Here is a 15458-nt window from a genome sequence, read left to right as displayed (position 1 = left end):
GAGAATACCACGAATCCCCGCCCTGGGCGGCGCTTGCAAAACTCTTGCAAGAATTGCTAATTAAACAGACGTTCAATTCAAACGCTTTGGGAGGAGCCTCATGGATTTTGCACTCAGCGAAGAACAGACCGCCATTTTCGATATGGTGCTTGGATTTGGCGAAGAAAACATCGCGCCGCACGCCCGCCAGTGGGAACATGACGGCACCATCCCGAAACAGATCTGGACCCAACTGGCCGAACTCGGTCTGGGCGGCATGTATGTGTCTGAAGACCAGGGCGGCACCGGTCTCAGCCGTCTGGATGCCACCCTGGTGTTTGAAGCACTCTCGATGTCCTGCGCCTCAGTCGCGGCCTTCTTATCGATCCACAACATGTGCGCCGCGATGATCGATAAATTTGGCTCTGACGAGATGAAATCCCGCCTGCTGCCCGAGATCGTCAGCATGGGTAAAATCATGTCCTACTGCCTGACCGAACCCGGGTCCGGCTCTGACGCTGCCGCGCTGAAAACCCGCGCCGATAAAACCAACAGCGGCTACAGCGTCACCGGCACCAAGGCGTTCATCTCCGGCGCCGGATATTCCGACGCCTATATCGTCATGGCGCGCAGCGGCGACGCCGGGCCACGCGGCATTTCGGCGCTGATCCTGGAAGACGGCATGGACGGGCTGTCCTTTGGCGCGCTTGAAGAGAAAATGGGCTGGAAAAGCCAACCCACCCGCCAGGTCCAGATGGATGATTGCGCTGTGCCCGCCGCCGACCTGCTGGGCGAAGAAGGCAAAGGTTTTAAATACGCCATGGCCGGGCTGGACGGCGGGCGTCTGAACATTTCCGCCTGCTCGCTTGGCGCCGCCCAGGCCGCACTGAACGCAACGCTCACCTATATGGGCGAACGCCAGGCGTTCGGGCAGCCGATCGACCAGTTCCAGGCGCTGCAATTCCGCCTTGCTGACATGGAGATCGAACTGCAGGCGGCGCGGATCTTCCTGCGCCAGGCCGCCTGGAAGCTGGACACACGCGCTGCGGACGCCTCCAAACACTGCGCCATGGCGAAAAAATTCGTCACCGAAGCCGGCTCCCGCATTGCCGACCAGTGCTTGCAACTGCATGGTGGCTACGGCTATCTGGCCGACTATGGCATCGAGAAAATCGTCCGCGATCTGCGGGTGCATCAGATCCTCGAAGGCACCAATGAAATCATGCGCGTGATCACCGCGCGCCATATGCTGGCGGAGCGCGGCTGATGAATGACATTTCTATCCGGAAGGTGGGGCGCACCGGGCGCATCACCTTTACACGACCCCAGGCGCTGAACGCGCTGAGCCATGACATGGCGTTGGCGATTGACGAAGCATTTGGGGCCTGGCGCAATGATGATGACGTGGCCATGGTGGTGATCGACGCGACGGGCGAGCGCGCCTTTTGTGCCGGCGGCGATGTGGCTGACGTCTATCGCAAAGGGCTGGCGCAGGACTACGCGTTCGGGCAGCAGTTCTTCCGCGAAGAATACCGCATGAACGCGCGCATCTTCAATTTCCCCAAACCGGTCGCCGCTTTTATGCAGGGTTTTACCATGGGCGGCGGTGTCGGTATCGGCGGCCACGGCTCCCACCGGGTGGTCGGGGACAGCACCAAAATTGCAATGCCTGAAACCGGCATTGGCCTGATCCCGGATGTGGGTGGCAGCCTGTTGCTGGCGCGTGCACCCGGTCGTCTCGGCGAATACCTCGGGGTCACCGGCGCGCGCATGTCGGCCGGAGACGCAATCTTTGCCGATTTCGCCGACTATTACCTTCCCGAAGCCCTGTGGCCGGCCTTGATCGCCCAGCTGGAAGAGACCGGCGACTGGGAGCTTATTGATGCCGCTGCCCATGCGGATCCGGTGTCGCCACTGGCCGAGATGATGCCCGCCATCAACGCCAGTTTCGGCGGCGAGACCATGGCGGATATCTTGCGGTCGCTGGAGGTTCTGGACAGCGATTTTACCACCGCGACGCAAAAATCGATTGCCCGCAATTCGCCGCTCTCCATGGCGGTAACGATTGAGCTGATCCACCGGGTACGTGCCAGAGATACTATCGGTTTCGCGCTGGCCCAGGAGTTCCGCTACACCTTCCGCGCCCAGCAAATGAGCGACTTTCAGGAAGGCGTACGCGCCCAGATTATCGACAAAGACCGTGCCCCGGCCTGGAAACATAACAGTGCGCTGTCGGTCTCAATGGCTGAGGTCAGCAACCTGCTGATGCCGCTCGGGGCGGATGAACTGAAAGCTGAGGAGTGACGCTATGAAAGTCGGATTTATTGGTCTCGGAAATATGGGCGGCCCGATGGCGGCCAACCTGGCGGCTGCGGGCCATGAGATTGCAGGTTTTGACCTTGCCGCCCCCGCGCCCGACGGTGTCAGCATGGCGGTGAGCGCGGCGGCGGCAGCGACGGGCGCCGATGTGGTGATCACTATGCTGCCCAATGGCGCCATCCTGCGCGCCGTGGCGGCCGACATCATCCCGGCGATGAAATCCGGCGCGGTGTTTCTGGACTGTTCCACAGTGGACGTGGACAGTGCCCGCGCCGTGGCCGGTCTCAGTGTCAAAGCCGGGCTGCAGGCGGTGGATGCGCCGGTCTCGGGCGGCATCACCGGCGCAGCGGCCGGCACGCTGACTTTCATGGCCGGCGGCGCGGATGCGGCGTTTGCTGCGGTCTCTGACCTGCTTGACGTCATGGGGCAGAAAGCGGTGCATTGTGGTGGCTCGGGCGCGGGACAATCGGCTAAGATCTGCAACAATATGATCCTCGGCGTGACCATGGCGGCCACCTGCGAAGCCTTTGCACTGGCGGATAAACTCGGGCTGGACCGCCAAAAGATGTTTGATGTCGTTTCGACCTCCTCGGGGTACAGCTGGTCGATGAACGCCTATTGCCCGGCACCGGGCATCGGGCCGCAAAGCCCCGCCGACAACGGCTATCAACCCGGGTTTGCCTCGGAACTGATGCTGAAAGACCTGCGCCTGTCACAGCAAGCAGCTGAAGCGGTGAATGCCGACACCCCGATGGGCGCACGCGCCACCGCGCTCTATGCGGATTTTGTCGAGAGCGAGGACGGCCAGGGTCAGGATTTTTCCGCCCTGCTGCCCCGCTTTGAAAAACGCGACCGCAGCTGAGGCATACGGAACCTGAAAGCAAAATGGCGGCCCTGTGGGTCGCCATTTTGCTGCGCGCCGCGCCTCTGGCGCGGCGCCCCCCCCTGCCGCCGCTAATGAGTGGTGCCACCGCGCAAGAAATTTCTCCCGCCCGTCAAAAACACAGTGCCTGCGCCTTTTCCCGTTGGGCCGCGCAGCTTGCTTCGCAAGCTGCGCCCGTGCCCTGCCACAGGCCATCCCTTTTGAGACGCACAGCTTTGCCATGTCCGAAACGCAAAACGCCGGCCCCAGGGGCCGGCGTTCCAGTCCTGTCACAGCGACAGCGTTTATTTCATGATGATTTCCGGGCCCATCATTTTGGTTGGCAACCAGGTCGAGATAATCGGCACATAGGTCACCAGGATCAGGAAAACGAACAGCACCGCGAGGAACGGCAGCGCCGCGCGCACCACCCGCATCATCGGCATGCCGGCCACACCGGAGGTCACGAACAGGTTGAGCCCCACAGGCGGTGTGATCATGCCGATTTCCATATTCACCACCATGATGATGCCGAGATGGATCGGATCAACGCCAAGTTCCAGAGCAATCGGGAAGACCAGCGGCGCCACGATCACCAGCAGCCCGGAAGGTTCCATAAACTGGCCCCCGATCAGCAGCACCACATTGACCATCACCAGGAACATGATTTTGCCAAACCCGGCGCTCAGCATCGCTTCGGCGATCTGCTGCGGGATCTGCTGCTCGGTAAGCACCGCTTTCAGCACCAGCGCATTGGCAATGATGAACATCAGCATGATGGTCAGCTTGCCGGCTTCCAGCAGGGTCTTGCGGGTATCGCGGTGCCAGAACGCGCTGGCCAGCACCCAGGGTTTCTGCAGCAAGGAACTGCGCGTACCACCATTGGCACCGGCGGCCAGCGGTCCCATGTCACGATAGACAAAGGAGGCCACCAGGAAAGCGTAAACAGAGGCCACTGCCGCGGCTTCGGTCGGGGTAAAGATCGCCCCAGTCAGACCAGGAACACCATAGATCCCGACCATAATGATCACGATCAGCATCAGCCCCCAGAACGCGTCCGAAAATGAAGCAAAGATCTCGCCCCAGCCCTGCCATTCGCCCTTGGGCATGTTCTTGATCCGCGCCATCACATAGATGGTCACCATCAGGAACAAACCGGCCAGAATGCCCGGGAATACGCCCGCCAGGAACATGCGCCCGACGGATACTTCCACCGCAGAGGCATAGACCACCATCACGATCGAAGGCGGGATCAGAATGCCGAGCGTGCCGGCATTACAGATCACACCGGCGGCGAAATCCTTGGAATAGCCCGCTTTGGTCATTGCCGCGATCACGATGGACCCAATGGCCACAACGGTCGCAGGCGACGAGCCCGACAAAGCGGCAAAGATCATACAGGCAAACACACCGGCGATGGCGAGGCCGCCGCGCATATGGCCGACACAGGCGATGGAGAAACGGATGATCCGCACCGCCACACCGCCGGTGGACATAAAGCTTGAAGCCAGGATGAAAAACGGGATCGCCAGCAGCGTGTAATGCGCGGCCATGCCCTGATAAAGATGCTGCGCCACCGAGGCGAGCGAAGTATCAGAAAACGCCAGCAGGAATATGATCGAGCTGAGCCCGAGCGACACCGCGATCGGCGCGCCGATGAACAGCAGCCCCACCACCATGCTGAAAAGAAAAACGACTTCCATGGGTTCTATTCCTCAAATTCGCCGCGTGCGACGCGATCTACTTCTTCTTCGGCCTCATGGCTGACGATCAGGCTGTTTTGCTCACCGCGCAGGATGCGAAGGATCGCCTGCACAATTCTCAGAACCATAAGTGCAACGGAAATCGGGATGATCAGATAGGCCACCGCCAGCGGGAATTTTTCATAGGGTTCTTCGCCCTCGGGCAGGAACAGATATTCCAGCAGTGGACGCAACCACTCAACCATCGGCACCGCTTTGGTAGGGGTGTAACCGCGCTGATCCCAGATTTTCATCTCCTGCAGCCCGGTCGGGAACCAGCGCCCGGTGGTCTGCGGCAGATTGGCAAAATTTGCGTAATAATCCCAGGCGCCCTTCATCATCAGCAGCGCATAGAGCAGACAGGCCAGGCCGGACAGCAGCGCCATCACCCGCTGGCCCTTTTTGGGCAGCATGTTGGTCACCGCGTCAACACCGAGATGCGAGGTGATCTTAAACCCGTAGGCGATACCAAACAGCACCAGCCAGGCAAACAGGATCAGCGTGACTTCCTGCCCCCAGATGATCGACGAGTTGAATATCTTACGTGCGATCACATTGGCGAATGTGATCAATGTCATTGCGCCAAGGATCAGCGCAATTGTATTTTCTTCAAAGGCGCTGACGAAGCGGCCAAATGCCGTTTCAGTGGCTGGTGTAGCGTGGCCCATCCCGACCCCTCCCATGTGATAATTTGAAAATGGCCTGCGGGCTTGCCGCAGGCCAGATCCGTAGTCTTGAAACGAAGCAGCTTACATCGAGTCGTTGATGGCCTGTGCCGCCGCGATATTGTCAGCGCCTACGTCGCCTTCAAACTGAGCCCAGACCGGCTTCATCGCCGCTGCCCATGCCGCCCGCTGCTCGGCTGTCAGAGAGCGCACAACGCCGCCGGCATCGATGATCGCCTGTTTGGAGGCCTCGTTCACCGCAAAGGCTTCAGAGTTGCGGGCTTCGGTCACTTCGCTCAGGATAGTCGAGAGCTGATCACGGATATCCGCGTCCAGGCTGTTCCACCATTCCACCGAAGTCACCACCAGATAGTCGATGATGCCATGGTCGGTCTGAGTAACACCGTCCTGAACCTCAAAGAACTTCTTGCCGTAGATGTTGGACCAGGTGTTTTCCTGCCCGTCAACAACGCCGGTCTGCAGCGCGCCGTACACTTCGGAGAACGCCATCGGCTGTGGCGATGCATTCAGCGCTTCAATCTGAGCGATCAGCACGTCAGAGGTCTGTACGCGGAATTTCAGGCCCGCAGCATCGGTCGGATCGATCAGCGGTTTGTTGGCCGAGAACTGTTTCATGCCATTGTGCCAGAATTCCAGCCCCAGCAGACCACGGCGCACCATGGATTCCTTCATGGCCTGACCGGTCTCGGAGGCCTGGAACGCATCCACAGCTTCGATATCGTTGAACATGAACGGCAGATCGAAAATGCGGAACTGCTTGGTAAAGGCTTCAAACTTGGACAGCGAAGGCGCCGCCATCTGAACGTCGCCCTGCAGGATCGCTTCCAGAACCTGGTCATCGTTGTAAAGTGTAGAGTTCGGGAACACTTCGACGCAGACTTTGCCCTCCATCTCAGCATTCACCCGATCCATGAACAGGTTGGCCGCGATGCCTTTGGGGTGTTTGTCGGTGTTGGTTACATGGCTGAACTTGATAACCTGTTCGCCCGGATCACAGCCATCAGCCGCGAATGATGCTGTTGTGCTCAGTGCTACAGCGGTTGCCAGTGTGGCAGCAGTTGTCAGAAATTTCATATCTTATTTCCTCCCAAATATGAAACTTTACATTTCGTACGCCCATTGGTTGGACGTTGGAGGCATAAAACCAGCAAAAACCCGCATAGGAAAAGAAAATCGACAATCAAGGGAGATCACAGATTTTATTACATTACGACAACACCTTATGGTGATAATATTTGACAAGGCACGGCAATAATCCGCCAGGATGGGCGGAATTCCACACAGGCATATCTGCAGCTGTGCGGAATTTCACACAGGTCAGCCGCGGTAGCGCTCCGCCCGAATCCCGTGCCGCGTCAATTTGTCGTAAAACGTTTTGCGTGGCAGTTTCAGATCCCGTGCCGCGTCTGAGGCATTTCCGCCCCGTCGCTGCAGCGCTGAAATCAGCAGCGCCCGTTCCACCTGGGCCAGCTGTTCCGCCAGACCCAGCTCTGCTTCCGGCTCAGACGCCTCCAGCCCCATAGCAAAGCGCATCGCCGCATTCATCAGCGAACGCGCATTGCCGGGCCAGTCCTGCGCCAGCAGACGCGCTTCGGTGTCTGAACTGATCTCCGGCTCCGGCAGCCCCGCCTGTTCACAGGCCAGCGAGACGTAATGGCGAAACAGCACCGGCACATCTTCGCGGCGTTCGCGCAGCGGCGGGATCCGGATGCGGGTCGCTTCCAGCCGGTAATACAGATCGGGATGGAACTGCCCTTCCGCCACCGCCGCGGCCAGATCCAGATAGGTGCCCGCGACCACCCTTGGCGCCGCCGCGCTGTCGATCAGCTCCAGCAAAGTGAATTGCGCCGCGGCAGATAAGGCGCCGATTTCATCCAGAAACAATGTGCCGCTCTCCGCCTGGCAAAACGCCTCGGCCAGGGTGTCCGGTGTCTGCGCCGCCGCCGGCAGTTTCACAAATGGCTTGGAGGAGCTCACCGAGAGCAGATGCACCACCTCGGCCAGTTTTGACGTCCCGGCGCCGGCTTCCCCGGTGACCAGTACATCCGCCGATGTGCGCGCCACCGCGCGGGCCTGGGCACGCACCGCCTCCGCCTGGGGAGAGGTGCCGCGCAACAGGCGCACCGCCGCATCCCCCGCTTCCACCTGGCGCCGCAAGTGGCGGTTTTCCAGCACCAGCGCCCGGGTGCTGCTCGCTTTTTCAACCACTGCCAGCAAATCTTTGGGTGCACAGGGTTTTTCCAGGAAGTCAAAAGCGCCGGCCGCGATGCCCCGCACCGCCATCGGAATGTCCGCCTCGCCGGTCAGCAGGATCACCGGCAGTTCCTCATCCTGCTGCTGGGCATACTCCAGCAGGGCAAACCCGTCTTTGCCCGGCATGCGGATATCACTGAGCACAACCCCGTCAAAGCCAGGTGTTATATGGTCTTTGGCCTCGATATAACTCGCCGCCACGGTGGGGCGGTATCCCGCCAGCTCCAACGTCTGCGCCAACGCCTCGCGCACCAGAGCGTCATCATCGACCAGCAATACCCGTTTCATTCCGCAGCTCTCCCGATCGTGTTCCCCGGTGTCAGTTCGACGGTGAATTCCGCGCCGCCCTGCGCCTGATTGCGGCCACGGATCTCGCCGCCAAAACTCTGTACCAACCCGTAGGATATCGACAGGCCCAGCCCCATGCCTTCCGAAGCGCCGACCTCTTTGGTGGAATAAAACGGGTCAAAAATCTTGCTGCTGTCCTCGATACCCGGGCCGGTGTCGCGCACACAAAGACGCACGGGCGCCCCCGGTTCCAGGACAATCTCCAGCCGCCGCGTCTCGCTTTCAACCATCGCATCCACCGCGTTGGAGATCAGGTTCATCACCACCTGCTGCAAGCGCACCTCACCGCCGCGCACCCAGACCGGCGCCGGCCGGGCCCAGCTGGCCTCCACCCCGCCGGCCACGATTTTGCCATGGGCCATCTCCAGCGCCGTGTCCACCACCGCCACCAGATCCACATCCCGGATCTGCTCATGTTCCTGACGGGCAAAGGCGCGCAAGTTCTTGATAATACGTCCCATACGCCGCGCCAGTTCAGAAATTCGGCCCAGGTTTTCCCCCGCCCGGTCCGGCTGGCCGCGCTCCAGAAACAAGTCCGCGTTTTCCGCAAAAGACCGGATTGCCATCAACGGCTGGTTCAGCTCATGGCTGATGCCCGCTGACATCTGCCCCAGCGCCGATAATTTACCAGCCTGCACCAGATCAGCCTGGGCCCGTTTCAACGCCGCTTCCGCGTCCTGGCGCTCGCGAATTTCGTGACGCAGCGAGCGGTTGACGTCTTCCAGTTCACGGGTCCGCGCCTGCACCCGCGCCTCCAGTGCGCTGTTGGCCGCCGCCTCCAGCTCCAGTCGCTCCGCCAGCGCCCGGCGCCGCTGTGTCGCCAGCAGAGCAAAAGCGCCGATCACCAGCGCCAGCGCCGCCGCCACCGCCGCCTGCAAGGCCGCCAGACGCCGTGCCGGGGCCAGATCCAGCAGGATTTCGGCGGTAAAGCCCACCACCGGCATCGGCTGGGTCAGATGCAGCGCATGGCGCGGCAGATAGCGCCCGCCATCCAGCCGCCAGATGGTATTGCCGCGAAAATTACTGGACCGGTAAGGCGGGAAAGAACCGATTCCGCTGCCATGGCCGGATTTTTCGGTCAGGATCAGCTCGCTGCGGTTGGAGACAAAAATAACCCCCGCGTCATCGGAGAAAAACACCGCATCCGGGTCCGCAGGCCAGTTCCATTCGATCGACAGAATATCAATGCCCACGATCACCACCCCGATCACTGGCCCGTCCGGTGCAAACACAGGTGCTGCGAACGCATAGATACGCTTCCCGTCCGCGCCGATAAAGTGACTGGCGCCAAGTGCGCCCCCCAGCGCCCTCCGGTAAGGCGCCAGGAATTTTGCACTCAGGCTCTGTCCCGGGCTGTCCCCGGCCAGATCCGGCAGCGACGACGCCAGCACCTGCCCCTCTGTATCGATCAGAAATACCGATTTTGATGCGGTTTTATCCGCCATCTCCTGCAACAGCTTGTTGGCCTCAGAGGTAAGGGCCGGCGGATTGCGTACCAGATCCAGCAGCGTCGGGTGATCCGCCAGCAACACCGCACGTTCGCGCACGCCCTGCAGCTGATTGGCCAGACGGTCAGAGGCCAGCGCCAGATCCGCCCGGCCGTTCTCCGCAGCCTGATTCAGCGCCGCGCTGAAAGACATCCACCACACCCCGGCAGATATCACCAGCGTCGCCAGCAGGAACTGCAACACAGGCAGGGCTCGGGTTTTTGGAGTGCTACTCATCCGCGCATCCTAGAAACCTGCCCTTGCAATGACCAGCCGCATTGATCACTCTCAGCTCTGAAACCTGAGAGACGATATGAAAACATTACATAAATCCCCGACTGATCCCGCCTTTGTCCAGGCCCCTTATGATTTTTACGACCAGGCCCGCGCCAGTGGCCCGCTGTTTTTCTGGGCGGAGTATGACAAGGTCTGTGCTGTCAGCTATGACGCGGTCGCCGCCGGGCTGCGTGACCGCCGCTTCGGCCGCGAGGCCCCCGCCGGGTTTGCCCCTGCGATCCCGGACCACCTGGCACCGTTTTATGCGGTTGAAACCCATTCGATGCTGGAACTGGAAGCGCCGCGTCACACCCGGCTGCGCGGCCTGGTGATGCGCGCCTTCACCTCGCGCCGGATCAAAGCGCTGGCCCCGGAGATTGCGCAGCTGAGCCATGAGCTGATGGATGCGCTGCCTGCAGGCGAATTTGACCTGCTGCAGGAGTTTGCACAGAAATTGCCGGTGATCATCATTGCGCGTCTGCTCGGGGTGCCCGAAGAGATGGCACCACAACTGCTGCGCTGGTCCAACGCCATGGTCTCCATGTATCAGGCCGGCCGCAGTCGCGAAGTAGAAGACGCTGCCGTTACAGCGACCGAAGACTTCGTGGCCTTCATGCGCGGCTATGTTGAGAGCCGTCGCAACTCTCCGCGGGATGATCTGATTTCCGAGCTGATCGCGGCCGAAGAAGCCGGTGAAAAACTGTCAACCGATGAGCTGATCACCACCTGTATTCTGCTGCTGAACGCCGGGCACGAGGCCACCGTTCATGCCATTGGCAACGGGGTGAAAACCCTGCTGGACCACGGGATGGGCGCCGGGGTTCTGGGCGCAGACACTCTGGACAGTTGTGTTGAAGAACTGCTGCGATATGACCCGCCACTGCATATGTTTGACCGCTATGCCAATGAAGATTTTGACTTTTTTGGCCACAGCTTCAAACGGGGTGACAAAATTTCGCTGCTGCTCGGCGCCGCCAACCGTGACCCGGAGACCTGGGATGAGGCGCACCGGTTTGACCCGATGCGCCGGATCAGGGCCAACAGCTCGTTTGGCGCTGGCATCCATTTTTGTATCGGAGCGCCGCTGGCCCGGCTGGAGCTGAAAACCGCGCTGCCCATCCTGTTTGAGCGCCTGCCAGAACTGAAACTGGCGCGGCCGCCGGAGTTTGCCAATAACTACCATTTCCACGGGCTCAGCGCGCTCTGGCTCCGCGCCTGACCTGCACCCGCTCCGGATACCGCAACGCTCTGCCCCGCACGTCTCTCTGCACTTTTCTCGGCGTTCCTCTTTGCGCGCCCGACCAGCCTCACGCGCCACTGCCAAGGGGGGCTCCCGCCCGGCTCTGGCGCAGCACGCTGCTTGTCGCCCGTTGGGCGTGGCACGGCGGCGATGCCGCCGTGCCACGCCCAACGGTTGTGTCGTTCCATCTTTGATGGGACCGCAACTGGCGGGAGCATGCCCCGTGTTGTTTACGCACCTGCGCGGGGGGCCGCAGGGCTCAGGCCCCACCGCCAGTGCTCCCGGCGATCCACGGCGCACCAACTTTCACTCCCGGTCCGCTGCCCGTTCTGGCACGCCAAATCCGCCGTGCCTTGCCTTTCGCGTCAGCAGCCGATAGCTGCAGTCATAGCCAGCAACCCAGGCCTGATGTGCTGAACCTGTGACGCTGAACCGGCGCAGCGGCCGCCATGCTCTGGGCCGGGCCCCGCCCTAGTCCGGCAGCAGCGACAGCGGCAGCATTGGGGTGGATTTGATCTCTTCCATCGACAGCAGCGCGGTGACGTTATAGATCCGCACCTCGGAAATCAGCGCCTGATAGAACACGTCATAGGCCCGCGCATTGGCCACCCGCACCTTGAGGATATAGTCGATTTCCCCGGCCAGCCGGTGCGCCTCCAGCACCTCCGGTCGCTCCTGAAGCGTCTTGAGAAACTTCTCCTGCCAGCCGGCCTCATGCTCGCTGGTGCGGATCAGCACAAAGAAACACGCCTCCAACCCCAGTGCCTCCGCATCCAGAATCACCGTATGCTGCCCGATCACCCCCGCTTCGCGCATTTTGCGGATCCGGTTCCACACCGGCGTCTTGGAAGAGCCCACTTTGCGGGCGATTTCATCCAGAGACTGGCTGGCATCGCTCTGCAGCTCCCCAAGGATTTTCCGGTCCACACTGTCAATCCGGACTGCCATTTCGCTTTTCCCTTCCTTTGGCGGACGCCTGTTCCTACTGCCGCAGCAACCGGAACAAACATCCTTTTTCACCTGTATACATAGTCAAATAGCGGAACGATATCCTATATTCCAGTATAGAAATCACGACCCGTTGCCGGGACCCAACTGCAGGAAGTCGCCCATGAGCCGCAAGTTCACACCAAAAATCGTGACCGCCAATGATCTGATGCTGGGAGATGTTGTTTATCTCGCCGCGGATGACAGCTGGGTGCGCGATCTGGCCTGCGCCGAGCTGATTGAAGACGAGGCCCACGCACAGCTGCGTCTGCTGCATGGCGCCAGCGACCATCACATGGTGGGAGTTTACCTCGCGGACGTGTTGGCGGATGCCAGCGGCCGTCCTGTCCCCAGCCACTTTCGCGAAGAATTCCGGGCCACCGGACCTTCCAACCTCTTTCACGGCAAACAGGCGGAGCCCGCAAATGTATAAGTACAACGATTTTGACGAAGCTTTCGTCCGTGAACGTGTTGCCCAGTTTACCACCCAGGTTGACCGTCGTATTGACGGCTCCCTGACCGAAGACGAGTTCAAACCTCTGCGGCTGATGAACGGTCTTTATCTGCAGCTGCACGCCTATATGCTGCGCGTCGCCATCCCCTACGGCACGCTGAACTCCGGCCAGATGCGTCAGCTCGGTCAGATCGCCAGCAGCTATGACAAGGGCTACGGTCATTTCACCACCCGCCAGAACATCCAGTACAACTGGCCGAAACTGGCAGACGTGCCGCAGATCCTCTCAGATCTGGCCGATGTGGAAATGCACGCGATCCAGACTTCGGGCAATACCATCCGCAACGTGACCGCGGACCATTTCGCCGGCGCCGCCCAGGACGAGATCGAAGATCCGCGCCCTTACGCTGAGTTGCTGCGCCAGTGGACCACCGATCACCCGGAATTCCAGTTCCTGCCGCGCAAGTTCAAAATCGCGGTCACCGGTTCCGAGCAGGACCGCGCCGTGGTGCGCGCCCATGACATCGGTCTGGTGCTGAAACGTGTGGATGGCGAACTCGGCGTTCAGGTCATCGTTGGGGGCGGTCTTGGCCGCACGCCGATGATCGGCAAAGTCCTGCGCGACTTCCTGCCGATTGAAGACCTGCTGCCCTTCACTGAAGCCGTGGTTTCGGTCTGGAACACGCTGGGACGGCGCGACAACAAATACAAAGCCCGCATCAAAATCACCGTGCATGAAAACGGTATCGAGGAAATCAGCCGTCAGGTTGAAGAGCGCTTTGCAGAAATCCGCCCGGCGTTCTCCGGTGTGGACCAGCAATATCTCGGCGCGATCAAAGCCGCATTTACGCCGCCCGCCTTTGTCAGCAAAGCGCGCACCGGTTATGAGGCCGCCTATAAGGCCGATCCGGTGTTTCGTTCCTGGGTGGACACCAACCTGGCCGCGCACAAAGACGCCGACCATGTGATCGTCACTATTTCGCTGAAAGAGCCCGGCAAAACCCCGGGCGACGCTTCCACCGAGCAGATGAATGTAATGGCGGACCTCGCAGAGCGTTACAGCTATAACGAGCTGCGCATCAGCCATGAGCAGAACGTCATCCTGCCCCATGTGCATGTCTCTGACCTGCCCGCCGTACACGCGGCGCTGAAAGAAGTACGTCTGGCCACTGCCAATATCGGGCTGGTGTCTGATATTATCGCCTGCCCTGGCATGGACTACTGTGCACTGGCGACCGCGCGCTCAATCCCGGTGGCGCAAAACATCGCCACCCGTTTTGACGAACTGAAGCTGGAACATGACATCGGCGCGCTGAAGATTAAAATCTCCGGCTGCATCAACGCCTGTGGTCACCACCATGTCGGTCACATCGGCATTCTGGGTCTCGACCGCGCCGGCGTCGAAAACTACCAGATCACCCTGGGTGGTGACGGCACACAGACTGCTGTCATCGGCAAACGCATGGGGCCTGGTTTCTCTTATGACGCCATCGTTCCGGCGATCGAACGGCTGATCCTTTCTTATCTTGATCTGCGCAGCTCTGCGGATGAGACCTTCCTTGAGACCTATCGCCGCCTCGGTGATGCTCCGTTCAAAGAAGTGCTCTATCCTGGTGAGGAGAAAGCCAATGCCGCTTGAGTCACCGCTCCCCTCAATCGCTGAGCGGATCAGCGCGCTGAATGCGCGCTACCGCCACCACTCGGCGATCTCGGTGCTGGAACGTGCTCTGGCCGACCCGCAGGTCGGCCGGGTAACGATGGTCTCCTCTTTTGGCGCGGAATCCGTGGTGCTGTTGCATATGATTTCCCTGCTCGACCGCAGCACGCCGGTGCTGTTTGTGGATACGGAAATGCTGTTCCCGGAAACCCTGGCCTATCAGCTCGATCTGACCGAAAAGCTCGGGCTGACCGATGTGCGTCGCATCCATCCCGACACGGCCCGTCTGGCCGAAGTTGATCCCGACAACACGTTGCATCAGCGTGACACCGATGCCTGCTGTGCCCTGCGCAAGACCGAAACGCTGCAAAACGCGCTGGCGCCGTTTGACGCCTGGGTGACCGGGCGCAAACGGTTTCAGGGCTCGACCCGCAAAACGCTGGAATTCTTTGAGAACGAAGAAGACCTGCGCATCAAGGTCAACCCGCTGGCCCATTGGGACCCGGCAGATGTGCAGGACTATATCATCAACAACCGCCTGCCGCGTCACCCGTTGGTTTCGCAGGGCTACCCGTCGATCGGCTGTGCGCCCTGTACATCCAAGGTCGCGCCTGGCGAAGACCCCAGATCCGGCCGCTGGCGCGGATCCGACAAAACAGAATGCGGCATTCACTTTGTGGATGGCAAAATGGTACGTGGCCCGATCGCGGCTGAGCCAGAAGGAATGAAGGCATGAGTGTAATTGTAACCGATACCGGTTTTGCAGCGGATGACTGGGCGACCGACATCCTGCCGCTGGACGGGGCCGCAGATGCGGTGGCGCTTGATCTGGCCTCGGACACCGTGCCGGCTGATCTGGCGAACTTGATCGGCGACCGCCTGGCCAGCCTGGCGCTGATCCGGGTGGACTTCCCGTCTTTTGCCGACGGTCGTGGATTCACCATTGCCGCGCAGCTGCGTCGTCTCGGTTTTACCGGACGTCTGCGGGCCCGTGGCCATGTGATCTCTGATCAGTACGCTATGGCGCGGCGTTCCGGGTTTGACGAGGTGGAGATTTCCGATGATCTCGCCAGCCGTCAGGACGAAAAACAATGGCTGGCGCGTGCCAACTGGCAAGCCCATGACTATCAGTCGCGGTTGCGCGGCTAGACCTGCCCCCCGGCAGACC

General features: G+C 60.6%; 14 protein-coding genes. 8 read left to right on the top strand and 6 right to left on the bottom strand.

Going from position 1 to position 15458, the window contains the following annotated elements; all coding sequences use genetic code 11:
• The first annotated feature begins 100 nt into the window (after positions 1-100).
• From DWA01_RS04190 to mmsB, 3 genes are read left to right on the top strand one after another with little or no spacing between them, the layout of a single operon-like run.
• Complete coding sequence (locus tag DWA01_RS04190; protein ID WP_114284452.1) at positions 101-1246, top strand: acyl-CoA dehydrogenase family protein; 1146 nt, start codon at positions 101-103, stop codon at positions 1244-1246.
• The gene (locus DWA01_RS04185) at positions 1246-2283 is read left to right on the top strand and encodes an enoyl-CoA hydratase/isomerase family protein (RefSeq protein WP_114284450.1); all 1038 of its coding nucleotides are present in this window, start codon (positions 1246-1248) and stop codon (positions 2281-2283) included. Before DWA01_RS04190 ends, DWA01_RS04185 begins: the two co-directional genes overlap by 1 nt.
• 4 nt (positions 2284-2287) lie before the next feature.
• Positions 2288-3160 (top strand): 3-hydroxyisobutyrate dehydrogenase, encoded by an 873-nt coding sequence (mmsB, locus tag DWA01_RS04180; protein ID WP_114284448.1) that lies wholly within the window; start codon positions 2288-2290, stop codon positions 3158-3160.
• A gap of 305 nt (positions 3161-3465) precedes the next feature.
• Here mmsB and DWA01_RS04175 read toward each other — a convergent pair whose 3' ends face one another.
• The 5 genes from DWA01_RS04175 to DWA01_RS04155 form a co-directional block, all read right to left on the bottom strand.
• Positions 3466-4863 carry a TRAP transporter large permease gene (locus DWA01_RS04175; protein WP_114284445.1) on the bottom strand — a complete coding sequence of 466 codons (1398 nt, stop codon included), beginning with the start codon at positions 4861-4863 and terminating at the stop codon, positions 3466-3468.
• Positions 4864-4868: 5 nt separating this feature from the next.
• A complete protein-coding gene (locus DWA01_RS04170) occupies positions 4869-5570 on the bottom strand; it encodes a TRAP transporter small permease (protein ID WP_114284443.1) in 702 nt (233 codons plus the stop codon).
• Positions 5571-5651: 81 nt separating this feature from the next.
• Positions 5652-6662, bottom strand: coding sequence for a DctP family TRAP transporter solute-binding subunit (locus tag DWA01_RS04165; RefSeq protein WP_114284441.1), 1011 nt, complete (start codon positions 6660-6662; stop codon positions 5652-5654).
• Between the two features lie 243 nt (positions 6663-6905).
• A complete protein-coding gene (locus DWA01_RS04160; RefSeq protein ID WP_114284440.1) occupies positions 6906-8129 on the bottom strand; it encodes a sigma-54-dependent transcriptional regulator in 1224 nt (407 codons plus the stop codon).
• On the bottom strand, positions 8126-9913 hold the full coding sequence (locus DWA01_RS04155) for a sensor histidine kinase (RefSeq protein WP_114284438.1): 1788 nt from the start codon (positions 9911-9913) through the stop codon (positions 8126-8128). Before DWA01_RS04155 ends, DWA01_RS04160 begins: the two co-directional genes overlap by 4 nt.
• 76 nt (positions 9914-9989) lie before the next feature.
• On the opposite strand from DWA01_RS04155, the gene DWA01_RS04150 reads away from it, so the two are divergent.
• The gene (locus DWA01_RS04150; protein WP_114284436.1) at positions 9990-11171 is read left to right on the top strand and encodes a cytochrome P450; all 1182 of its coding nucleotides are present in this window, start codon (positions 9990-9992) and stop codon (positions 11169-11171) included.
• A gap of 492 nt (positions 11172-11663) precedes the next feature.
• Here DWA01_RS04150 and DWA01_RS04145 read toward each other — a convergent pair whose 3' ends face one another.
• Positions 11664-12140 carry an Lrp/AsnC family transcriptional regulator gene (locus tag DWA01_RS04145; protein WP_114284434.1) on the bottom strand — a complete coding sequence of 159 codons (477 nt, stop codon included), beginning with the start codon at positions 12138-12140 and terminating at the stop codon, positions 11664-11666.
• Positions 12141-12303: 163 nt separating this feature from the next.
• Here DWA01_RS04145 and DWA01_RS04140 point away from each other — a divergent pair, with 163 nt between their 5' ends.
• Genes DWA01_RS04140 through DWA01_RS04125 form a run of 4 tightly spaced genes read left to right on the top strand, consistent with a single transcriptional unit; the run spans position 12304 to position 15439 of the window.
• Positions 12304-12612, top strand: coding sequence for a DUF2849 domain-containing protein (locus DWA01_RS04140; RefSeq protein WP_114284432.1), 309 nt, complete (start codon positions 12304-12306; stop codon positions 12610-12612).
• A complete protein-coding gene (locus DWA01_RS04135; protein ID WP_114284431.1) occupies positions 12605-14272 on the top strand; it encodes a nitrite/sulfite reductase in 1668 nt (555 codons plus the stop codon). The genes DWA01_RS04140 and DWA01_RS04135 overlap by 8 nt, the downstream gene beginning before the upstream one ends.
• Positions 14262-15026 (top strand): phosphoadenylyl-sulfate reductase, encoded by a 765-nt coding sequence (locus tag DWA01_RS04130; RefSeq protein ID WP_114284429.1) that lies wholly within the window; start codon positions 14262-14264, stop codon positions 15024-15026. Before DWA01_RS04135 ends, DWA01_RS04130 begins: the two co-directional genes overlap by 11 nt.
• Complete coding sequence (locus DWA01_RS04125; RefSeq protein WP_114284427.1) at positions 15023-15439, top strand: DUF934 domain-containing protein; 417 nt, start codon at positions 15023-15025, stop codon at positions 15437-15439. The genes DWA01_RS04130 and DWA01_RS04125 overlap by 4 nt, the downstream gene beginning before the upstream one ends.
• Positions 15440-15458 lie beyond the last annotated feature (19 nt).

Source organism: Candidatus Halocynthiibacter alkanivorans (assembly GCF_003333265.1).
Lineage (GTDB): Bacteria > Pseudomonadota > Alphaproteobacteria > Rhodobacterales > Rhodobacteraceae > Halocyntiibacter_A > Halocyntiibacter_A alkanivorans.
The sequence above is the reverse complement of the archived record's forward strand: the minus strand, read 5'-3'. Positions and strand labels throughout refer to the sequence as shown.